The 23609-nt window shown below is 41.8% G+C and carries 16 protein-coding genes; 2 read left to right on the top strand and 14 right to left on the bottom strand.

The window, feature by feature from the left end; genetic code table 11:
• Nucleotides 1–30 precede the first annotated feature (30 nt).
• The 5 genes from EHS13_RS35470 to EHS13_RS35490 form a co-directional block, all read right to left on the bottom strand.
• Nucleotides 31–1137 carry a glycosyltransferase gene (locus EHS13_RS35470; RefSeq protein WP_155704973.1) on the bottom strand — a complete coding sequence of 369 codons (1107 nt, stop codon included), beginning with the start codon at nt 1135–1137 and terminating at the stop codon, nt 31–33.
• Complete coding sequence (locus tag EHS13_RS35475) at nt 1137–2285, bottom strand: YncE family protein (RefSeq protein ID WP_155704975.1); 1149 nt, start codon at nt 2283–2285, stop codon at nt 1137–1139. Before EHS13_RS35475 ends, EHS13_RS35470 begins: the two co-directional genes overlap by 1 nt.
• Nucleotides 2286–2761: 476 nt before the next feature.
• Nucleotides 2762–5044 carry an HD domain-containing phosphohydrolase gene (locus EHS13_RS35480; RefSeq protein WP_155704977.1) on the bottom strand — a complete coding sequence of 761 codons (2283 nt, stop codon included), beginning with the start codon at nt 5042–5044 and terminating at the stop codon, nt 2762–2764.
• 168 nt (nt 5045–5212) lie between these two features.
• Nucleotides 5213–6685, bottom strand: coding sequence for a protein adenylyltransferase SelO (locus tag EHS13_RS35485; protein ID WP_155704978.1), 1473 nt, complete (start codon nt 6683–6685; stop codon nt 5213–5215).
• A 184-nt stretch (nt 6686–6869) separates the two neighbouring features.
• Entirely contained in the window at nt 6870–11855 is a 4986-nt protein-coding gene (locus EHS13_RS35490; RefSeq protein WP_155704980.1) for an S-layer homology domain-containing protein, read from the bottom strand.
• Between the two features lie 224 nt (nt 11856–12079).
• Here EHS13_RS35490 and EHS13_RS35495 point away from each other — a divergent pair, with 224 nt between their 5' ends.
• Complete coding sequence (locus EHS13_RS35495) at nt 12080–12964, top strand: hypothetical protein (RefSeq protein WP_193571468.1); 885 nt, start codon at nt 12080–12082, stop codon at nt 12962–12964.
• Between the two features lie 60 nt (nt 12965–13024).
• Here the strand turns inward: EHS13_RS35495 and EHS13_RS35500 are convergent, their stop codons facing one another.
• The 3 genes from EHS13_RS35500 to EHS13_RS35510 are packed head-to-tail and all read right to left on the bottom strand — an operon-like array spanning nt 13025 to nt 16041.
• Entirely contained in the window at nt 13025–14050 is a 1026-nt protein-coding gene (locus EHS13_RS35500) for an NAD(P)-dependent oxidoreductase (RefSeq protein WP_155704982.1), read from the bottom strand.
• 24 nt (nt 14051–14074) lie between these two features.
• Nucleotides 14075–14917, bottom strand: coding sequence for a DUF6807 domain-containing protein (locus EHS13_RS35505; protein ID WP_155704984.1), 843 nt, complete (start codon nt 14915–14917; stop codon nt 14075–14077).
• A gap of 20 nt (nt 14918–14937) precedes the next feature.
• A complete protein-coding gene (locus tag EHS13_RS35510) occupies nt 14938–16041 on the bottom strand; it encodes a Gfo/Idh/MocA family protein (protein ID WP_155704986.1) in 1104 nt (367 codons plus the stop codon).
• A gap of 174 nt (nt 16042–16215) precedes the next feature.
• On the opposite strand from EHS13_RS35510, the gene EHS13_RS35515 reads away from it, so the two are divergent.
• A complete protein-coding gene (locus EHS13_RS35515; protein WP_155704988.1) occupies nt 16216–17391 on the top strand; it encodes an AraC family transcriptional regulator in 1176 nt (391 codons plus the stop codon).
• Nucleotides 17392–17510: 119 nt separating this feature from the next.
• Here EHS13_RS35515 and EHS13_RS35520 read toward each other — a convergent pair whose 3' ends face one another.
• The 6 genes from EHS13_RS35520 to EHS13_RS35545 all read right to left on the bottom strand — a co-directional run bounded on the left by EHS13_RS35520 (nt 17511) and on the right by EHS13_RS35545 (nt 23599).
• The gene (locus EHS13_RS35520) at nt 17511–18473 is read right to left on the bottom strand and encodes an iron-hydroxamate ABC transporter substrate-binding protein (protein WP_155704990.1); all 963 of its coding nucleotides are present in this window, start codon (nt 18471–18473) and stop codon (nt 17511–17513) included.
• A 183-nt stretch (nt 18474–18656) separates the two neighbouring features.
• A complete protein-coding gene (locus tag EHS13_RS35525; protein ID WP_155704991.1) occupies nt 18657–19112 on the bottom strand; it encodes a DinB family protein in 456 nt (151 codons plus the stop codon).
• Nucleotides 19113–19149: 37 nt separating this feature from the next.
• Complete coding sequence (msrA, locus tag EHS13_RS35530; protein WP_319633410.1) at nt 19150–20274, bottom strand: peptide-methionine (S)-S-oxide reductase MsrA; 1125 nt, start codon at nt 20272–20274, stop codon at nt 19150–19152.
• A gap of 324 nt (nt 20275–20598) precedes the next feature.
• Nucleotides 20599–21261, bottom strand: coding sequence for a response regulator (locus tag EHS13_RS35535; protein ID WP_155704993.1), 663 nt, complete (start codon nt 21259–21261; stop codon nt 20599–20601).
• Nucleotides 21258–22292 carry a sensor histidine kinase gene (locus EHS13_RS35540; protein WP_227013716.1) on the bottom strand — a complete coding sequence of 345 codons (1035 nt, stop codon included), beginning with the start codon at nt 22290–22292 and terminating at the stop codon, nt 21258–21260. Before EHS13_RS35540 ends, EHS13_RS35535 begins: the two co-directional genes overlap by 4 nt.
• Before the next feature lie 362 nt (nt 22293–22654).
• A complete protein-coding gene (locus EHS13_RS35545) occupies nt 22655–23599 on the bottom strand; it encodes an ROK family protein (RefSeq protein ID WP_162463417.1) in 945 nt (314 codons plus the stop codon).
• Nucleotides 23600–23609 lie beyond the last annotated feature (10 nt).

Consider the following 23609-nt stretch of genomic DNA (forward strand, 5'->3'; position numbering starts at 1 on the left):
CCTATTACACCTATCCGAACATTAGCTTGTTTACATGGGGTTTGTTTTCGTTTTATTTTGTACTATCAATTCTTCTAGAAGGTACATATTATTAATAACCCCTTGGTCTTTAGGGCGGTATTCCGAAACGATTTTATTGTGATGATAGGAAAGCTCATACTCACCCAGTTGGTAGTAGCAAATCCCCAATTGCATGTGTGGCAGCCACGTTCGGCTAACCTGATTTGAGATGGCCCACGATTTATTAGGAATTGGCGATTCTATGGCCAGTCTATACCAAAATACAGCTTGCTCAAATTGCTGACTCTCCAAAAAATAATAACCCAAACGACAGCAAGCTTCTGGACGAGGGATATCGTACTCAAATGATTTGAATGTGATCTCCCGCTCCTTCTCTCGATCGCCAAGGTAATAATAACAATCAGCGAGTTTCGCGTATGCATGAATTTTATCTTCTTTTGTTAGGTGTTCCAAGTCTATGAACTTTTGATAGTACTGTATGGCTGTTTCAAATAAACGATGTTGATGAAGCTCCATAGCATAATGTAAAATATCCCGTCGTGTAAAATCCTGACCTGAAGATAAAAGCAGCTCATAAATCCTTAAATTCCGATCTGGGTCCGAGGTGCTCTGATTTTTCTTGTGAGTAATCACAATATCACTGTCCAAGAATGTGCCTTCTTCGATCAACAAGTCTTCGTGAACTGTACCCATCCATAGGTAGTTTTTGGACCTTTTAACCAATCTTGCACGTCGAACCTGTAAAGTAACATTCCCGCTCTCGTCAAAATCACAATTATAGAGCATAGAAACAACATCGACAGCAGGAGATAAGGATTGTTTTAATTGCAAAAGCTTCTGAAGATCCTCAGGCAATAAAATATCATCTGCATCTAACCACAGGATATAATCCATTGTGGCTTCCTTATGGGAACGATTTCGAGCTCTTGAAAAATCATGAGTCCATTCCAAATTGACAATTTGATTAGTCCACTTCCTAGCGATTTCTTTGGTACCATCTGTCGACCCCGTATCTACGATGATGATTTCATCCACAGCTTCATTAATGGATAGTAAACATCTCCCCAAAGTATCTTGTTCGTCCTTCACGATCATACAAAGGCTAATGGTAATCATTACGGATTTACTCCTACGGCAAATGGCACACTACCTACTGTAATGGTGGCTACAACACTATTCGTATTACCGTCAATGACAGAGACATTGTTACTGCCATTGTTTGCTACGTAAACTCCATTAGTCAGAGGGTTTACTCCTGCTCCAAATGGTTCATTACCGACTATAATGGTAGCTATGACAGTACTCGTATTCCCATCTATTACAGAAACATCTCCTTCTAATGTATTAACTACATAGATTCGATTGGTTTGATGATTCACCACTAAGCCAAACTCCGGATCGTTACCTACTGGAACGGTTGCTATGATTATATTAGAAAACCCACTCAGTATAGTGACATGGTCGCTGCCGGCATTTGCCATGTAAATACGATGGTCGATCGGATTCACCCCAACGCCCTCTGGCTCAAAACCTAATGTAACAGTGGCTATAACCGTGTTGGAAATCCCACTAATGATAGAGACCGTGTTCTCGTTACGATTAGTCACATAAATACGATTGGTAGTGGGATTCACTCCAATACCCATTGGTCCAGTGCCGACTGTAATGGTAGCTGTGACGGTATTGGTACTTCCATCAACAACGGAGACATTGTTATTATTAAAATTCGTCACATAAATAAAATTTGTATTGAAATTGACTCCAATTCCAAATGGTTCACTCCCTACTGTAACGGTAGCTATAACGCTATTCATGCTTCCATCAATAACAGATACGTTATCCCCAAGAAAGTTTGCCACATAAATTTGATTGGTAACTGGATTCACCCCAACTCCAAATGGTACAAATCCTACCGTAACCGTTGCTATGACAGTATTGGTATTCCCATCAATGACGGAAACATTGCTGCCACCGGCATTTGTCACATAAATCCGATTAACCGAAGTAGGAAACGAGTAGGCTATAGCAGCGCTCAATGACATGCTATCTTCTGGTTCATCTGTCAATTCTATTTGACTCGGAGTCTCATCTGAAATGGAAGCTAATCTTCTAGCAATTACCTTCAATATCTTTTCTTCACTTGCTTTCATATTTTGCTTTAGTTCCAAATTTTCCTTTACAATAGAAGATAACCGTAGATTTATAGCTTCATTTCTTGTAATAGAAATTTTCGGAATATTACTAGGAATGCTTGAATGTTTCATTATTAAATCCCCTTCCCCCTAAAAATAAGTTACCTTATTATTTATATGCTATTGTTTTCAGAAAGGCAGATACAATCATCCATATTTTCATATTAATAGTGTTTGTTTTTCATATACGATGTGCAAGGTTACCATTTTAAACAGCAAAAAAAGCGCTAACCCAATGGTTGTCGCCCGATTCGGTCATTGCTGCGTCCGTTTCCTATTCAGCGATGATTCGTATTATAATGAATTAATCTATTAAATTAAGGATGTGGACAAGATCAAAAGAGCATTTAAATTCGTAATCTATGCATGTATCGTTGTTGCTATCATACTTTTCCTCGGAATTGGGCAGAATGGCAAAGGCTTTAAACTAGGCACTCTCTTTGAATCGATTGTTATTTTTATCTTGATATTCATTGTGATAACAATTGTGGGTAGATTTTCAAAAAAACGCTAATCAAGTATGTTTTATTCTTCTGGCTTCAGCTTTTCTATTCCGCCGTCACTCCCGACTTAAAAACATCGACAATTTTTTTCACCAGATCAGGATCGAACTGTGTTCCAGCGCAGCGCAACAATTCTGTCTCCGCTTCTTGATATGTAATAGCCTTCTTATAAATACGGTCATGGGTCATAACATCAAAGGAGTCTACAATGTTAATGATCCGACAAATGATCGGGATCTCTTCACCCTTCAGTCCTTGCGGATATCCTTTACCATCATATCGCTCATGATGCGAAAGAATAGCACCCGCTATATGCGATAATTCAGGTGAAGCTTGTGCAATTCTGCAACCAATCTCACAATGCGTTTGCATAATAGACATTTCTTCTGTATCCAGTGGCCCTGGCTTGTTTAAAATTCGTTCAGGTATGGCAATTTTACCGATATCATGCAATGTTGCGAGCAAGCCCAGTTCATTAATTTTCTCTTCTGTTAGGCCGATGGCCTTCCCGATCTTTAAACAAGTCTGTCGAACACGTTTTGTATGTTCTTCCGTTTCATGACTCTTTTCGGCTAACGTTTTTTCTAGTGAGGTCACCATCATATTTCGAAAGCTTCTGCTTTCTAAAAGCTTGTTGCGATACATTTTATCTTCCGCATCTTTTAGAGCTTGAATAAGGTTTATTTCAGGATTTTCTACTGTTACAGCACCTAATGCAATACTAAATTTCATCAGGCTCCTATTCTTCTCCATAACCTCCTGCATAATACGCTTGCGAACTGTTTCTACACTGGACTCCGAGCACTTCAATAAGAGGATGGCAAACTCATCTCCACCCCATCTAGAAATAATTGCTTTATCTCCACAAGCTCCCTTTAAGATCTTAGCCATCTCGATCAACAGCTTATCCCCTTCATAATGTCCAAAGATATCATTGGTTAGCTTCAGGCCATTTAAATCACCAATCATGACTGAAATTGGATATTCTGACAAACGGAAGGGCATTTCGATCACTTCATCAAAATAAGCACGATTGTTAAGTCCTGTCAGTTTATCATGATAGCTTAAATAACGGATGTTCTCTTCTGCCTTTTTCTTTTCTGTTATATCGATCCCGATGAAGATAATTCCTTCGTAATTTCCATCCATTTCATAGAGCTTTCGAACATTCCAGCTTAATAATTTACTGCTGCCATCCTTACAACAAACCATAGATTCATAATTTACTAATGATTCTATACTCTGAATCTCGCGAAACACTTTCGCACGGTATTCTGGTTCTGGGTACAAAGCTTCCAGAACGGCTCCTAAACCTACCATCTCGCTTTTTTCATAGCCACTTATCATTTCCGCAGCCTTATTCCATATCTGCAATTCATCATTTTGTCCAACAACAGCAAACCATACATTGATATTTTCCATAATATTGTTTAAAAATCGATTTAGCTTTAACACTTCTTCTTCTGATTTCTTAACCTTCGTTATATCAAGAGAAAACCCAATGATTCCAATGACTTCCCCTTGTGAATTCTTTAAACACACCTTATCCGTTCTTAACCAATGCTCGCTGTCTGGTGTCTTTATTTGCTCAATGATATTTAGTTTTGAAGCTCCCGAAGCAATAACCTCTTCATCGTCCAAACGAAATTTCTCAGCATTTTCCTTAGAGTATAATTCCGTATCCCATTTATTAACATTGCCATCCATAGACAACTGATTGTAATTCCTATGTGTTTTGTTGACGCGAAGAAGCTTGCCTTGTTTATCTTTATAAAAAATAGCTGCTGGCACTGAATCCAAGATTAGCATTAATTCATCTTGTACCATTTTGCGCTCTTGAATCTCTAAATCCAACAGCTTCTTTTGCGTCTTGAGCTTTTCTTCTATATCTTCCAGTAAAGTGACAGTAGAAGAAATAAGACAACGAAGCAGCTCTAGGGCCGGAATCAAGCTTTCCGGATTCATTTCGTCATGGTAGAAGAACAACATATGCCCCAAACCATGACCTGAGCTTTCTAAAGGCACAAGTATGACCTTTTCAAATATAGCTTTACCTAAGAATCTTTTTATATCAAAAAAGTTCCCTATAGTTTCTATTGTTTCCATATTCAAAATTTGATTGTAGGTATGTAAAAACTCCTCGCTCTGATGCAAGGGCAAATTATGATGAGCAATAAGTGTAGCCTGCTCTGTATTATTACACCTTATAAACATTCCCGCTTCCGCAAAGATGGCCTTACTTATAGAGCTTATCACTGATTGAAAATACGTTTTTTCTGTTTCTAACAAACCTGGATTTATAGCATAATCGGGAATGTGATTGATCATGGTTGATTGCCCCCTTATTGTTAAACTATACCATAAATATTAACTCGCGTAATTGTAGCGCTTACATTAATTATATAATCTCCAGAATAAAAAACTGCCGCCCAGGCAATTTGGTCGCCAGAGCAGCAGTAGCTAAATTGTATATACGGCAGTACTGATCTTTACTAGTCATGTACCACAGAATGTTTGGTATGGATGGGACGATTCTGCTGGCAATGTGGAATAATCAGCTTGTTCAGGGGAATGCGCATAAGGATTCGCAAGCACAACAAGCAGCTGCTCCATCACGCTGTAGTCTCCATGTTTCACTGCCGCTTCTAGTGCAGCTTCAACCCGGTGATTCCGCGGAATTAGCGCAGGATTGCTGTTTCGCATCAACTGTTGCGAGCTAGCCTTCGATTCCTGCTGCCTGCCTAACCTCGCTTGCCACTCCTCATGCCATTGAGCAAATTCTGGAGTTCCGAACAGGGCAGTATTCTCCGTATCAAAAGTTAAAGCAAGGAAGGTATTCGTATAGTCCGCACTATACTTCTGCATCATATTGAGTAGGTCTTCAATAAGCTTCTCATCCTGTACCTCTTCGTTGTATAATCCGAGTTTCTGTCTCATTCCCGTTAGATAATAACTCTGAAACAACTCAATAAAACCTGAAATAGCAGCCTGGGCTAATTCTACGGCTTGCTCTATATTATCATGCAGCAGAGGCAATAAGGTTTCAGCAAATCGTGCGAGATTCCATCCTGCAATTTGCGGCTGATTGCCATAAGCATAGCGCCCTTGAGAATCAATGGAACTAAACACCGTTGCCGGGTCAAAAGTATCCATGAAGGCACAAGGGCCAAAATCAATAGATTCTCCACTAATGGCCATATTATCAGTGTTCATCACTCCGTGAATAAAACCAACCAGCTGCCATTTAGCAATCAGATCAGCCTGCCGCTTGATCACTTCCTGGAGCAGCATAAGATAGCGGTTTTCATCTGGTTCAACTTCCGGATAATGTCGTTGTAAGGTGTAATCAGCCAAAACCTTAATATCTTGGACAGTACCCCGATTTGCAACAAATTGAAAGGTGCCGACACGCAAATGACTCGCAGCCACGCGGGTCAGAATCCCACCAGGCGGGTTCATCTCACGGAATACGGTCTCTCCAGTCTCCACCACTGCTAAACTGCGGGTAGTAGCAATACCCAATGCATGCATGGCCTCGCTGATGATGTATTCGCGCAGCATTGGCCCAAGAGCCGCTCGACCATCGCCTGATCGGGAGTATGGTGTTGGGCCTGAGCCCTTAAGCTGAATATCAAACCGTTCACCAAGTGGGGTGATCTGCTCACCCAGCAGCACTGCCCGGCCATCCCCTAACATGTTAAAATGCCCAAATTGATGCCCCGCGTAAGCCTGAGCAAGCGGCAAAGCACCTGCTGGAATTTGGTTGCCTGCAAGCACCGCTACACCATTCTCGCTTTGCAGCTCATCAACATTCAACCCCAGATCTGCTGCCAATGGATGATTGAGAATGATCAGCTTCGGCGCTCGTACTGGAGTTGGGTTGATATGGGTAAACATGGATTCCAGCAAACTGGCGTAGCTATTATCAAGATTCCATCCTGTTTCTATACTATCATTATTCTTTGTCATATTAGCTCCTGTTCTTCTTTTCTTTTTAAGGTTATCTTCCTTCCTTTATTATACCCTTTCACACTCAGCACTCGGTATAAATATTATAAGAAAAGCTGAACACGCAAAAAAACAGAGCCTGCATCTTCTGCAGAACTCTGTTTTTTTTGCTTAGCTTACATAAGATTTTTTCATTTTCCTTTTCTTAATCTTGATATTCTAAGGTTACAGCATTATTGAAAGCGGCCACGATTTCTGCTCTATCTGCAAAGCCTTTTGCTAACATGGCTGTTTGCACTCGAACTTTATTGTATACATTATTGTACATGGTTAAGTCTAATCCAAGTGTTGTTGCATAATCTCTTATTGCTGTTGCCATGGCTGCTACATCTGTGGCACCATTGATTGCTGCAACTGCAGCAGCTATTCTCGCATCTGTTGCACTTTTTGCTGAGCCGGCTGCTGCTGTTACTTTGGACTGAAGCTCATCTATTGTGGTTAATGTACCTTTTGTACTATATAAGATTGTGGCTGCTTCTGTCTTGCCAATAGCATCTAAGCTAGCATAATCCGTTAATGTTAATCCCAATGCATTCGCTCCAAGCAAGGTTTTTATGGCTGTTATATTGACTGCATTCGTATATGCTGACATCATTACCGCTTCTACTCTCACGTCTGATGCACTCTTTGCTGCTTCGATTGCTGTTATTGCTGCGGACTGAATATCTGCTTTTGTGAATAATGCTTCCTTTGTACTAAATAGGGCTGTAGCCACTTCTGTCTTACCCGTTGTATCTAAGCTAGCATAACCGGTTAAGGTTAACCCCAATGCGTCAACTCCAAGCATGGTTTGAACAGCCGTTGCATCTGCTGCATTCGTATATTCTGCTACCAGAACCACTTCTGTTCTCGCGATTGTTGCAGTCTTAGCTGTACCGATTGCCGTTGTTACTGCCGACTGGATCAATGTTTTTGACGTTAATGTGACTTTTGTATCAAATAGTGCTGTGGCGACCTCTGTCTTGCCGGTTGCATCTAATCCAGCATATTTCGTTAAGATTAAACCTATTTCATTTAGACCAAGCAAGGCTTCAACTGCTGTTGCATCTTCTGCATTCGTATATGCAGGCACTAGTGCTGCTATTCGCGTGTTTGATGCAGGTTCTGCTGAGAATGATGCACCACCCAAATGCATTGAAAGAAAATCCACTTGACTTTTATTATTAAATATCGTTGTTGCTACTTCTGTCTTACCGATCTTATCTAAGCCAACATAAATGGTTATATTTAGCCCCAATGTATTCGTGATCAGCAAAGCTTGAACCATTCCTATACTTGATGCATACCTAAATGCGTCCAATCCTGTATATTGAGTTCCTCTCGCGACTGAACCCTCTTTTGCATCAGCAATTGCCGTTGTTACTGCGGACTGAATTAATGCTTTTGTTGTTAATGTGCCTTTTATAGTGTTTAAGGCTGCGGCTGCTTCTGTTTTGCCGGTTGGATCTAATACACTATAATTGGTTAATGATAAGTCCAGTACATTTATACCCAACAAAGCTTGAATGGCTGCTGTATTTGCTGCATTCTTATATGCTACTACCAATGCTTCCTCTATTCTCACATCGGAGGGGTTCTTAGCTGGTATTATCGCCGCGGTTAGTGCAGACTGGATCACTGCTTTATTTATTAATGTAGCTTTCGTATTAAATAAGGCTGTGGCTACTTCATTCTTCCCTATCGAATCTAATCCAGGATAATTGGTTCTGGTTAAGCCTAAAACATTTCCATCGAGCAAGGTTTGAACGGAGGCTGCACTTGCTGCATTCGTATAAGCAGCTACCCTTACAATCAATATCCTATCGTCTGACGATCCCTTTGCGCCTTCAATCGCATCTGTTACAGCATTTTGGATGGAGCCTACTGTTGTTAAACCAACTCTAGATTCATATAGGACTGTGGCTACTTCTGTCTTTCCATCCGCATCTAAGGTAGCATAATTAGTTAAATTTAATTCAAAATCATTTTCACCTAACAAGGTTTTAACTGCGGTAATACTTCCCGCATTCATGTATCCATCTATTAATTCTAATCTATCGTCTGACGATCCTTTTGATATATTAATCGCATATGTTACATAATCTTGGATTGATTCTACTGTTGTTAGGTAGTCTTTCGAGCCAAATAAGTTTGTAGCTACTTCTGTTTTACCGGTCTCATCTAAACCAGCATAATTGGTTAAATTTAATTCCATTTCATTCGCGGTTAGCAAAGCTTCAATTGCTGCTACATTTACCGCATTTGTATACGCAGCTACCCACGCTATTCTCTCGTCTGATGCACCCTTTGAATTCGCGATCTCATCCGTTACTGCGGACTGGATCAATGCTTTTGTTGTTAATGTAGCTTGTGCATTATATAAGGCTGAAGCCACTTCTATTTTGCCGGTTTCATCTAAGCCATCATAATTGGTTAAGGTTAAGTTTATTGCATTCTCGTCAAGCATATATTTAACACTTGATTCATCATACGCATCTGCAAATTGATCAAGCCATTCTTGCTCAATTCTCAAGTCCGATTCAACCTTTGCATTCCCGATCGCCGTCGTTACTGCAGATTGGATCAACTCTTTTGTTATTAATGTAGTTCTTGTATCAAATAGGGCTGTGGCTACTTCTGTTATACCAGTTTCATCTAAGCTATCAAAATTAGTTAAGATTAAATCCAATTCATTCCACCAGAGCAAATCTTCAATGGCATCTACGTCTTCGGCATTTGTGTACTTAGCTACCTCATCTTTTCTATTGTCTGATGTAGATTTTGCTGAATCAATTGCTATGGTTACTGCGGATTGGATCAGCGCTTCTGTTGTTAAAGTAGCTTTTGTATTAAATAGGTATGTGGCTACTTCTATCTTGCCGGTCACATCTAAGCTTTCATAATCAGTTAATGTTAATCCCAATACATTCTCAGCTAGCAAAGCTTCAATTGCTGCCTCATCTGTCGCATTCGTATAAGCTGCTACCCCTGCTCTTATGTCTGATGCAGACTTTGCTAAACCAATTGCCGTGGTTACTGCGGACTGGATTGATTCTTTTGTTGTTAAAGCAGCTTTTGTATTAAATAAGGCTGCGACTACTTCTGCCTTGCCGGTCACATCTAAGCCAGCATAATTGGTTAATGTTAATCCCAATACATTCCCAGCTAGCAAAGCTTCAATTGCTGCTTCATCTATCGCATTCGTATAAGCTGATGCCCCTGCTCTTATGTCTGATGCAGTTTTTGCTAAACCAATTGCCGTGGTTACTGCAGACTGGATCAACGCTTTTGTTGTTAAAGCAGCTTTTGTATTAAATAAGGCTGTGGCTACTTCTGTCTTGCCGGTTACATCTAAGCTGTCATAATTTGTTAATGTTAATTCCAATATATTCGCATCCAGTAGGCTTTGAATGGCAGCTGCATTGGCTGCATTGGTATACTCCGCTGCCAAATCCGCCACTGTTATGGTGATCACTCTAGTCCCGGTAACTCCAGAAGCCGAATTAGTTGCAGTTACCGTTACGCTTCCTTCTCCTGTTGCTGTTAATAAGCCTGTCACATTTATCGTAGCAGTCCCTGTTCCAGAAGCAACTGTCCATGCAATTGTCTGATTTGTTGCATTTGCTGGTGTAATGGCTGCACTCATCTGCAATGTCCCTTGATATACAACAGTAGTTACACTTCCTGCACCTGTAACGGTAATAGAACTTACCTGAATTACACTAGGTGTTGGTGTTGGTGTTGGTGTTGGTGTTGGTGTTGGTGTTGGTGTTGGTGTTGCTGTTGGCGCTTGTGTTGGTGTATTTGTTGGTGTCGGTGTTGGTGTTGGTGTTGGTGTAGTCGTTGTAGTCGCAGGTGTCTCAAAAGTTGAGCCGCTTATATTCACGGTTGCTACGACAATTGTACCTTTACCGAGCATTTTAACTACAGCGTCAAGCACCAAGGAATTTATCGTCGCACCTTCACTAAGGTTTAGTGACATTCCTGTTGCTGTTGATTTAGCATTTACATTCTTAATCGTTCCTACTGGAACATCGACTTGAATCTGCTGTGAACTGACATTCACCGTTTCAAATGAACCTGATAATGTTACTTTTGAACCTGCTGGTAGTAAAGCGCTAATATTTACATTTCCAAACCCAGCACCTGTTGAATTGGTTTCTTTAATGGTTACTGGGGAATTAACTATGACTAGCTCAACCGTTGTTGTTCCTTCGGAAACAATTCGGACCATTCCAGTTCCTGATTTTTTATCAATAATAATATCAACCAGCACGGAATTGTTAAAATGAATACTATTCTCTCCGCCGCCTTGAACCGTTACTTTCCCCGTGACCTTGACGTTATCTAGAAAAGCATCGCCATTTCCAATACCTTCTCCTAATAATAGATCCCCATTAATGACCATATTCTTCAGGGTAACTCCTGCTGCATTTACAGCTACATTCTTATTGATGGTTTCTATACCTGTTGCCGGTCCGTAGCTCCCTGCTGCATTATAAGCCACAGTTGAAGCCGCATTAGCATGTACTAAATTTGCACGGTCCAAAGTAACAACCGCTTCAGCGCGGGTAATGGATGCTTCTGGTTTAAAGGTATGGTCTGCATCATAGCCCTTCATGATTTGCTCAGCAACCACTTCTCCGATTGCCCCCCTGCTCCAGCTTGCAAATTTGCTTGCATCTAGGAAGGCTGCTGGAGCAGCGCTAACTGCCGCTTCTAGCTTCAACAATCGACTTACAATTACAGCTACCTCTTGGCGGCTGATTGGGTTATTGACTCCAATCGTTCCATTAGCATAACCCGTAATATAACCCGCTTTAACGGCTTTGGCTACTTCAGCGTAAGCCCAGTTATCTGAGGCTACATCACTAAAAGTAATCTGTGCAGCTTCTGTGTATCCAAACGAACGATTAATTAAAGCGATAAATTCTGCTCTAGTAATTTTATTCTTCGGCTTAAAGCTGCCGTCTTCATATCCTTTAATTAGACCTTTGTCGATCCATGCCGTAATTTGGCCTTCTGCCCAATGTCCCTTGATATCCGTTGTTGGAGATGCTGCACTTGCACCAAAAGCCACTCCAAATGATGAGAATAATAAGCATGCAATGACAACCGATGCTACAAACTTCTTGATTAATTTGTTCCTCATAAAAATTTCCTCCTGCTAATTGTGATATTTTAAACAACCATATCACACCCCAATGACAGCAAAATGACAAACCTCGACAGCAAAATGAAAAACGCTCGGTTGTCTTAAGTCTTGGAAACTAATCATTCTTCAGTCTAGTCGCAATCCAGTCCTAAGCCAGTTTTTTTAGAATCACTCCACCTGTAAAATAAAGGTAATAATACTTTATAGGAGAGTGTTCGAATATGAGCAAAAATAAAATGGGCAGCATGAACCCAGTTGTACCGGTTAAGTTTTTTGAAGGAGAAAAATGGATGGTGCTTACTGGACTGCTTGGTTTACTCCTTGCAGGAATATGTGCGGTATGGGTCATATTGAATGGGGGACCGGTTGCCCCTAATGGTGATGTACTAAAAGCAGTTTCCTTTGATGCTGCATTAGGCATATTTCTGCTTACAACTGCGGCGATCACTCCTTTCGCTGCCATGGGAACAAAGAGTATAAAAATCTTTCGTCGATCAAGTATCCTAATTACGCTTTTTTGCTACTTTGCAGAAACTGCACAAAATTTCCGCGGAGTTAACCCAAGATTCGTGGAGAATGGGACACCTTTCGATAATATTGTAAGTGCACTTTTTAGTTTAGCTGCCTTCTTATTAGTTCTGAATTACTTAATCTTCGCGGTTCATTTTTTCCGTAGGAAAGCTTATGTACAACATGCGGTACTCATAGTAGGGATTCGATATTCCATGATTGCTGTTATGTTTTCGTTTGCGGCGGGCATATGGATCTCGATTAATCAAGGTCGTTTCACTGGTTTGCATGGCAACATTATCTGGCTTCATGGCCTTGGCTTTCATGCATTGCAAGCTGTGCCTTTTGCAGCATGGTTGGCAGAACGCAAATCGCTTAACACATTGAATAGACATACTTTTGTCCATTTAACCGGTATTGCTTATGTTCTAGGGTTAGTGGCTATAGGCTGGCAGACTTATCTCGGATATTCGATTTTTCATTTGTCTGTGGTATCGTTGCTTGCCATCTGTAGTTTCTTGATTGCATTAGTGCCCGTAGTAATTATGCTTCGTCAATCAAAAAGCGCTGCTAAAGTTAGGATATATAATCATTAATAGAAAAAAATAGTGCTATCCCCTAGGAGTAGCACCACTTTTATAAAAGCCTATTAATCATTACAGCTTGGGAATAAATTGTTCAAATAACTTTTCCGCCCAGCGTTGGTTCGATTGAACCGTGCGACCAGCGTTATGTGGAGTATGAACTACATTATGCCTACCTAATAAAGAATCCTCCAAAGGTAAGGGCTCAATATCAAAAACATCTGCAGCAAGGCTGATCTCATCATTCAACACGCGTTCACGTATAGCTTGCATATCACAAATTTCTGCACGAGTTACCAGTACAACCAAGCAGCCCTTCGGTAGTGCATGAATCAACTCCGCTGTTACAAGCCCTCTTGTTTGAGGCGTTAATGGCACCATAGGCACGAAAATCTCGGCATCTTGAACAAGTCGGTTCAAATGCCATTCCTTTCTGGTTCCCGTACGGTGAAAAGAAGGTTCTGTCGCAAACGGATCCCATGCAGCAACATCTGCCCCTAGCATATTAACAAAGCTTGCATAACGCGAGGCGATATTCCCTGCGCCAACCATGCGAATGCGTTTGCCTTCGATTGTCCCATTCGTAAAATTAGGATCATCGCCAAACTGATGCCCTCTTACAGGAGGATTAGGAATGCCGCTTAGCGGTTCGTAATCCCAAGGCTTTAAGCTTGTAATAATTTCGTGATGGGTTTGGGGAATTCTACGTAAGCCGCATAAAGTTAAAGCTAGTCCAAACTCGGATACCGACTGCCCCCAATATCCTTCACTGGTGTGACTATATACTTTTACCCCTGCCTCAACTAAAGTACTCTTAAGCTCATCAGCCAATGATTGATTATAGGGATCCATGATAATTGCAATTTCTTCTAAGCTGCTGAAAGCACGTAAGCCATCTGCTGTCACGTTCACTAGTAAAGAAACTAATCTAATCACACTGCCTGGATCGGGAACAAGCTGATCCAGCGTGCTTGTTTCATCAGGAGCAAGTCGAATAAATTCTACAGAACCTTGTGCACTAAAAAGCTTATGGAAATAGTCTGCTGTCCAAGGCCAGACGATGTCAAAACGAGGATGAACAATAATAACAGTTCTCATAGTGAATTCCACTCCTTCTCAAATTTATATGGAACTAGCAAAATCCAGCCAGCTTGCATTCACATGGTTTGTATCCGTACTACCGCAAAATACCAAAATCCGATATTGGAAGGCCTGCACTTCATCTTTCCCAAGCTCCCATTGTCCTGCAATACATCTGCTTGGCGATATGCCCATTTGATTGTCAACGCGCCAAGGTACTGGATGCTCGGGATTGTTAGGATGGTCCATATAAGCTATACCTGCATGATCCGTTCTACCTTCAATCGGCATACTGCTTGCCACCCAACGAGCGCGTTTTCCTTCTGCTTCGCTGTTGATTTGGCCTTCGCTATTAATAGCCTCTCCTCCAAGCTCCTGCTTGTAAGGCATTCTCAGAAAAAGCCCGCCATATCCATACTGGCCAAAGGTCAGATCAATCGCCGCTTTCAAGGACCATTCAAAATCAAGACAATAGCTGCTCCCTTTATCCACCAAACGCCATTGCTGCAACTCGGTTAGCATAGGCTTTCCTTCTGGATCCAGCCACAATGTCTCAACCTCCCACGAAACTTGGTTTTGATCAACAATAGCTGGTTTAAGCGGTAGCGGCTGGAAGCTGCCATCTTTGGGATTATTTCTTAAGCCTTCCTCCCAGAATCCGATTCCATTCACATCATTCAATCCAATATATATCCCGTGCTGCCAGGGATGATGAGGCGGGGCATTCTCTGTCAGAATACCGTTTCCGTCAGGAGCAAGAATCGGATGAATATAGGGTCGCTTATCCTTATCTGCATGCTGTTCAAGAATAGGTACTGCCTCATTACTGCGATAAATCCGAATACTCGTTTCCGTGCTTTCAACCTTTAAGTTAAGCGTTTGCATAGTTGATCCTCCTTCATCTATTAGCGAAATTTAGGCAGTTTGACTTGTTCACCGTTACGCATCGCGGATTCATGTGCACAGATGCCGGCGCAGGTCCAGTTAGCTGAAGTATAAACATCGGGGAATGAAGCGCGTTTCTCCACGATACTCATAATAAACTCATGGGCTAAATGCGGATGAGATCCACCATGACCACTTCCTTGCTTAAAGGATAAATGGACATTTTCTGCTGAATCATAGACGCCCTCTGTGGTAAATTTCCGTATGCCTTCTGGGAGCAGATGCGCGTAATCTGGAATATCGACCCGCTCAGCTATCTCTCCAGTGAAGATTACTGGTGATTCACCCTCAAGCTGCTGCCATTCAAAGCTCATTTTATCCGCATACACATCAAAGCTTTCTACATATTCACGTGACGTTTCGAATAGGGACCGAGTGACTTCCATGGCAAGCTCTGATTCACGTAATTTGAAAAGTGCAGATTCAACTGCAAATGGCGATCCATATTTCATAGTAAGCTCATCTGAGATTTGACCCGAGCCTAAACAAGAAACGAAATCAGCTTCTTTATCTGCAAGCGCTAGGAGAGGGCTAACTGCATGTGTCGCATAATGCATAGGTGGGAGTCCCTCCCAATATCCAGGCCAGCCAGCCATTTCTTGCTGATGTGCCCCGCGAAGAAACTGAATTCGTCCCAGCTTTCCAGCATCACGCAAATCCTTCACATATAGAAATTCCCGCGTATACACACATGTTTCCATCATCATGTAATTTTTTTCGGATTGCTGCTGTGCTTCCACAATTCGTTTGCATTCATCCACGGTTGTTGCCATCGGAACGGTACAAGCTACGTGCTTACCGGCCATAAGTGCCGCAATGCTTTGCTCAGCGTGATTAGGAATAGGGGAATTAATATGAACGGCGTCAATACTATCATCTTTAAGCATCTCTTCAAAACTGGAGTATCTGACTTCAATTCCAAAATGATCGCCAATCTCGTTTAACTTATCTGGAGTTCTTTGACATATGGCGTACATCTCTGCAAAAGGATGATTTTGGTAGATCGGAATAAACTCCGAGCCAAAGCCTAGACCAACAATTGCCACACGAATTTTCTTGTTCAAACTGGCTAGCCTCCTTATAAACTATTCTTAATAAAATTAACTATATGCTTAAAGGGTAGGCAAGTCGATGCGATAATTTATTAATTAAATGAGATTTTTCACACATAGTAACTCTATAAATTAGCTTTTAAAAGATGTATATTAAATAATATACGAGAAATGAGGTTGGAATGAATGAGTTTATTCACGTCACCCAAACGCAAGCAAGTCGCCTTATTGATTGAAACCTCTAATGAATATGCGCGTGGACTTCTAAGCGGGATAAATGCTTATCTCCGAGAGCATTCATCTTGGTCTGTATATCTAGGTGAATACAGTCGAAACAATATCGATTTGTCATGGCTGAGTCATTGGTATGGGGATGGCATTATTGCACGGATAGAAAACGAAGAGACTGCAAATTATATTAAGAGCTCTGGACTCCCAGCAATTGATCTCAGCGCCTCCAGAAGGATTCCGTCATTACCCTGTGTTGAAACCAACGATTTATCCATAGCTATAATGGCGGCAGAGCATTTCATAGAACGCGGCTTTAAGAGCTTTGGCTTTTACGGAGATTCCCGTTATCAGTGGTCCACTCTACGCGGAGCCTATTATCAGAATTATCTGATTTCGAAGGGCTATATCTGCCATAGCTTTGAAACCCAAACGGATTCTTTACAAGAGCAGTCCTGGTATTTAAGCAAGGAGAAGCTCATCGACTGGTTGAAGGAGCTTCCTAAACCAATCGGTATTATGGCCTGCTATGACATTCGCGGTCAACAGCTCCTTGAAGCCTGTCGGCTTGCTGATCTCGCTGTCCCGGATGAAGTGGCTGTCATTGGGGTTGATAACGATGCGCTTCTCTGCGAATTATCTAACCCGCCTTTATCAAGCATTCAAACGAATGCCCTGAAGACAGGTTATCGTGCAGCAGAGCTTCTTGATCGAATGATGGCGGGTGAGACATTGGATGATCCGATTCAACTGATTGAGCCCATCCGTATTCAAGTCCGATTATCCTCCGATGTTCTTGCAGTTGAGGACAAAATCGTTTCGGATGCCGTACGATTCATTCGCAACCATGCTCACGAAGATATTCAGGTTCAGAATCTTCTCGACCATTTTTCGATTTCACGTCGTATTCTGGAAAGTCGCTTTCAGAATGCACTAGGACGTACTCCGCATGATGAGATTTTAGCTGTAAAACTGAAGCTAGTAAAAAGGCTATTGGTTGAAACTAAGCTCAACTTGGCTGCGATAGCTGAACGCACAGGCTTTAAACATACCGAATATATGAGCGTTGCCTTTAAACGCTCCACCGGAATCAGGCCTGGTGAATACAGGCAGAACAAAAGCCTCGTCAAATAAGAGACTCTACTTTCTCCACATATGAATAAGTAAAAGGACAACCGTCTTAGACGATTGTCCTTTTACTTATAGTATTGTTACTACGACGTCACCTTTACCGGAAATGAAATACTTAGACCTTACTCTTTACCAAGGAATCCTTCTGTAAAGATTTTCAGCAAATATTCGAGCGTTATAGGGTCACTATAGGTAGCCGTTTTAGTATCGATCTCAATGACATGCTTGTTCTTGACGGCTGGAATGTTGCTCCAAATTTCGGTTTTCATGAACGCGTTGTCGTCAGCGACGCCTCTGCTTAACACGATGTAATCTCCGGCATATTCAGGAATAACCTCTTGCGACAGCGTATAATAGCCTGGCCCGAGCGCATCCTTTTTGACCTTCTCAGGCATGTTCAAGCCCATGGCTTGGTACAGAATCTCGGTACCGCGAGCCCAATTGTTGCCGAATACATAGAAATCTTTCGTATCCGTCTCGAACACGGACACGGTAATATTCTCACCTAATTTGGCTTTGATTTCCTTACCGGCCGCTTCCGCGCGTTGCTTGAAATCATCGATCCATGCTTGCGCTTCTTTTTCTTTATTCAGAAGCTTCCCGATCTCGTGCTGCTGTGCCAAGTAGTCTAGCTTGCCCCACGTATAAGTGACAGTAGGCGCAATCTTCTTTAACTCATCCGGATTCTTTATCTCTGTGCCGGCGATGATCAGATCCGGATCCAAGGCGGTGATTTTCTCCAAGTCCGCTTCCGATACGACTTCGACACCTGCCAGTTTCTCTTTGAAAAGAGGGTTCATATTCGTCCATTGGTCTACACCAACCAGCGTTCCGCCTAGTGAGAGCACGTTCGGTGCATTCGATAAGGCAACGATCCGCTTCGGACTGGAAGGAACCTCAACAGGACCGCTCTCGGATTGATAAGTAATTGTCCCGGACGCCGCTACGGTTGAAGCCGGTTCATTTGCATTCTGCGAAGGCGAAGCCGAAGCCGAAGCATCGGTATTATTCGTGGATTTGTTGCCGCATGCGCTAATCACGACCATCAGCAGCAGGATAATAGGGATAAATAATTTCTTTTTCATGTTTGAGTCTCCTTGTTTATAGTTATAATGGGGCTTTTAAAATGATAATGATTATCAATATCACCCATGAGTTACTATATATTTTTCTCCAACGGTTGTCAACCCACACTTTTTCGAGGTTGCGCCCATACAAAAACAGCCGTTCAAAGTATGCCTTTGAACGGCTGTTTTTATTTTACTCTGTTATTTCAATACTTTCAGCTGAGTGGATATGATACCAACATGATTGACCATATGCAGCACAGTGGAAAAAATTAACTCTCCAATATTCTCCGCTTTCAGAAAATTCTCTTTCACGGGCACTTCCAGCTTGTCCTTCAACGACTCGCGGATCCGGTTATTTTGTTCCTTCAGCTGAGCGATTAATAAATCCCACGCAGGCGGCTCTTCTTGCCAATCCGCGGGTTTCGTACTGTATGCGAATAAGGCTTGGTAGTTTGCTGGAAGAGTCTCGGTTTGCTCAGAAAGACCGTACACATGGAACTCTGTAACTGTAAGAACATGTCCGATCTGCCAATGAAGACTGTTCTTAAAACCTTCAGGCACAACCCTACGTTTGTTCTCTGGACATCCCTCAACCAACTGAAGCAACTCACCAAGATGTTTATCTAATTTTTCGAATATAAAAGTATCTCGCATTCACTTTCCTCCTGAATCTTTATTTTCTAAAATCCGCTTAAAATTGCCCCGCATACATGCCATATCCGCTTTTTTCAAGTTCATCTTTTGGTATGAATTTTAAGGATGCAGAGTTAATACAGAATCTCAGTCCCGTTGGTTTAGGCCCGTCATTGAACACATGACCTAAAGAGGAATCCGCATAATGGCTTTTGACCTCCGTAATAGCCGAAAATAAACCATCACTTTCTTTAAATACAATATTGTTAGGTTCTAAAACCTTGCTAAAACTAGGCCAGCCGGTATTTGGATCAAATTGGTCATTAGAGCTAAACAAAGGCTCACCCGAAACAATATCTACGTAAATGCCTTCCGCTTTGTTATCCCAATATTCGTTATGAAACGGCTGCTCGTCTGCTCCATATTGAGTAACGTTGTATTGGAGCTTAGTCAGCGTTTTTAGCTTTTCCGCTTTATTAAAATTTTTATAATCACTTACAGGAGATTTCACGTCACGATCATTGCCCCAAGTTTTATCCAAAAAGGTACCCCTCCCCGAGCCGAGCTGATTTATTTTGTAGCTAATTGGATTTTTTTTATAATAGTCTTGATGGTTTTCCTCAGCTTTATAAAACGTTAATGCAGGTAAAACCTTAGTAACAATCGGTTTATCAAACCTTCCTGATAAAGCTAATGCCTTTTTCGATGCTTCAGCCAGCTTTTGCTGTTCATTACTATTGTAATATACCGCAGAAAGATATTGTGCGCCGTGATCTATGAATTGACCCTCTGCATCCGTAGGATCAACGCTTCTCCAGAAAACTTGGAGCAGCATTTCATACGTAATTTGGTTCGGATTATAACGAACTTCCACCGCTTCGAGATGTCCTGTAGTTTCAGAAGATACTTCTGCATAGGTTGGATTTACCTTTTGCCCTCCGGTATAGCCCGTTACAACACTCAGGACACCTTCAAGCTTCTCGAAAGGCGCTTCCATACTCCAGAAGCAGCCCCCAGCAAAAATCGCGGTCTCATAATTCACACTCGATTCTTCTGCAACCATGCTCCAAACCTCCTGAGCTTGCACAATTTTATTCTTGTGAAAAGAAGCATAGCCGAAATAAATAATAACGGCTATCACGGCAATAGGCAACACATACAATTTAATTTTTCTGAAATTCAATTTCCGCTTCACCTCCGTTGTATCTAGGAGGACGGGACGTCCTCAACTTAGTAGTTCAAAAAACAATTTATTTCAACAAATGATCCAGCCGCTAGAATAACGAGAAGCGACACAACGATAACCTGACGTACTGACAAGCGAGATTTTTTTACTGGCATTAGATCCACTCTCCTTCTTTCGCTTATTTCTTACACTCTGATCTTAACAAGAAACGGACGTGGGCAAATCTGCGAAAGGTCATGGATTCACAAAGAAAAAGGCAGAACATTTGATCCTAAAGCATGATAAATCTCACGCTCTATGCCAAAAGTCATGCCCATTGAATTATATTGAATGACGAACTGAGAATACAGCTGCTTGCGTTCTGTCACGTAGCCCAAGCTTAGCAATCAGATTGGAAACGTGATTCTTCATTGTACCTTCCGTAATAAAAAGCAAGTCGGCCATTTCTTTATTATTTAAGCCTTGTCCCAATAAAGCTAGTACCTCTTTCTCTCGTTCGGTCAGAAGCTCCAGTCCATCTGGTTGAATTTTATTTAACGGGTGAGCTTTATCTGGATTCCATTCCGACATTTTCTTGAACTCTTTTAGCAGCAAAGCCGTTATATCCGGTTGAAGCACCGTTCCACCATTGTATACCGTATGAATGGCACTTATGATCGCCTCCGATGGCATATCCTTCAATAGATAACCATGAACGCCATTCTCCAAAACCCGCATGATCAATTCTGCGTCATCGAAAGTGGTCAGAATCAAAACCTTCGTATCCGGAAAGTGCTTGAGAATCAATTCAGATCCTTCTACGCCATCCATTCCTGGCATGCGAATATCCATCAACACCACGTCTGGCCGCCATTCCTGTACTTTGGTATAGGCATCTCTCCCATCCACTGCCGTGCCAACCACTTCCATACCCGCTTCCAAACCAATGATGGTCGCAAGACCCTCTCTCATGAGGCGTTGATCGTCAACTATCAGGATCTTCAATTAACTACACGCTCCATTTCCGTTAACGCATAAGGGAATTTCGCTTCAACAGCAAAGCCCATCTTCTGATCCATCCGAAAATGCACCTCACCGTTCCATTCCCTAACTCTTTCTTGTAAATTAATTAAACCAAACCCCGGCTTCAGCTCAGCAGGTATATCACCGTCATTACTTATGCAAAGTGAAAATTCGGTTTCGGAGTAGGCCAACAAGATTAACGCATTTTTCGCATGTCCATGCTTCTGAGCATTAGTTAGTGATTCCTGCACAATCCGATAAGCCGTTAATTGAAGATTGCCTGGCAGTGCAACGGGAAACCCATCCACTTCAAACATAGTTTGAACCTCTGCAAATTTGGTAAACTCCTCCGCCAGCTTTACAAGGCTGTCATTTAAAGAAGTCGATTTAATAGGTTCATCCCGAATAGCCCTTACCGAAAGTCGGACCTCTTGTAAGGAAGCTCTAATTAAATCCTCACATTCCAGATAGGTTTGTTCACTGCGTAATGCATCCAATTTGCTTAGCTTGCGAGCCACCTGCATTTGAACCAATAATGCCGTTAGCTTATGACCTACCGTATCATGAATATCTCTTGCAATTCGCACCCGTTCCCTCGTTGCAGCCCACTCTTCCGTTTGGAGTGCATAGTCCTGCAGCCGCTCATGAGATTGCTTCAATTGGGCATACAGCTGCAGCGTATCCCTGCGTGCGACTTGATAGTAATTAATTAAATAACTCACAATACCCGCGAAAATAATAAACGAACAAGTAATAAAATAGTTTATTTCTTTAAATTGTTTATATAAATACCATTCAATGCTGCCCATCGTAATGATATAGAGAACCAGCAGCAATATACAAGTAATGATGAGAATACGCGTATTCTTTAGAAACATTAAAATGGCTAAAGCTGTAATTCCAATAAAAAGGTGATTTGGGAAATTTCCACCGATATAGACGTAACCATAAGATGCGGACACCAAGAAATCTATGATGAGCAGGTGAAATAGCCAATTTTGTCGCTTTTTCATGTTTAAGTAGAAAAAATTAACTGCAAGAAAAACCACCAAGGAGAAGACAACAAAGCTTAGTCTCCAAAAGATCTCAATCGAATTTTCAAAATAAAAAATGCCCGTTAGTGCTAAATCAAACACGAGCTTTAGCCCAAAAAACAGTCTCCATGACCGTGGATTCCTTCTTATTATATCCGTTTCTTGGAGCATTATCGCTTACTCCCCTCATCATTTAGAAAATTTACCTTATCCACGCGATTATAACCTTTGTAACGAATAAACGCTAACAGACATCAAGCAGTAGCAACGGAAATGAGCGATAATTCGCAAAAAAGACAACCCAATTAGTCTGGTTGTCCTTTTTCTTGAACTGGGTACGTCTATTTATCTGCAGATCTGATACTTAGTAAATGTGAGACGCCTAACAGTACAGAAAGATCGGGATCTTCCGCGACGGCAAACCGAACTTTGCCCCAGGGTGCCCATGCAAGCTGATGTACTCTTTCGATGAAACGTGGAAGCAGCAGGTCTGCCGAATTCATTAGTCCGCCGCTAAGAATAATAATTTCAGGATCATAAGCATGGACCAGATTAATAATTCCTGCGCTCCAGTGCATGATTAAATCCTCTAATACAGCTTCTGCAACTTGGTCTCCAGCCTCTGTGGCTTGAATGACCTTAAGATAGGAACTCTCTTCCTGTGTCGAGAGTATCGTAGCTTGGCCTTGCGCATGCTGCTTGATTATACTAGGCAGCGCCCAATGGCTGGAATGGGCTTCCAAGCAGCCTTGATTTCCGCAAGTACACTTGAATCCATACACATCCGTAATGAAATGCCCGCCAAGGATACCGGCTTGATGATGCTTACCGCGGATAACTTGTCCATTGATCATGGCTGACGTTCCGATGCCCGTCCCAAATATCATAAGAACAGCATCTGTCTCTCCTTTGGCAACTCCGAAGGCAGTCTCGCCCAATAAAGCTGCTCTTGCATCATTTTCAAGCACAATCGGCAAGGAAAAAGCTTCTTTCGCCCAATTTGCAAATGAAAAACCAACCGCATCTACATATTTCTCATTAGCTGACATTAAGGTCATAGCCGTGGAATCTACAAGACCAGGAATGGCCATGCCCACTCCTCTGCATTGCTGCAAAGAGATCTGCAACTCCTGCAGCATCTCATGCACAGCCAGCTCGACATCAGGCAATCTCTGTAACAACCCGCTTCCAGATAAAGCCGGCAAGCTTTTTCTGGAAATAAGCGCTCCATCACGTACCAGGCCTAATTTAATCGTTGTACCTCCGAAATCGATAGTTATATCCAAGATGTCTATC

It is taken from the genome of Paenibacillus psychroresistens, assembly GCF_009728935.1.
GTDB lineage: Bacteria > Bacillota > Bacilli > Paenibacillales > NBRC-103111 > Paenibacillus_AC > Paenibacillus_AC psychroresistens.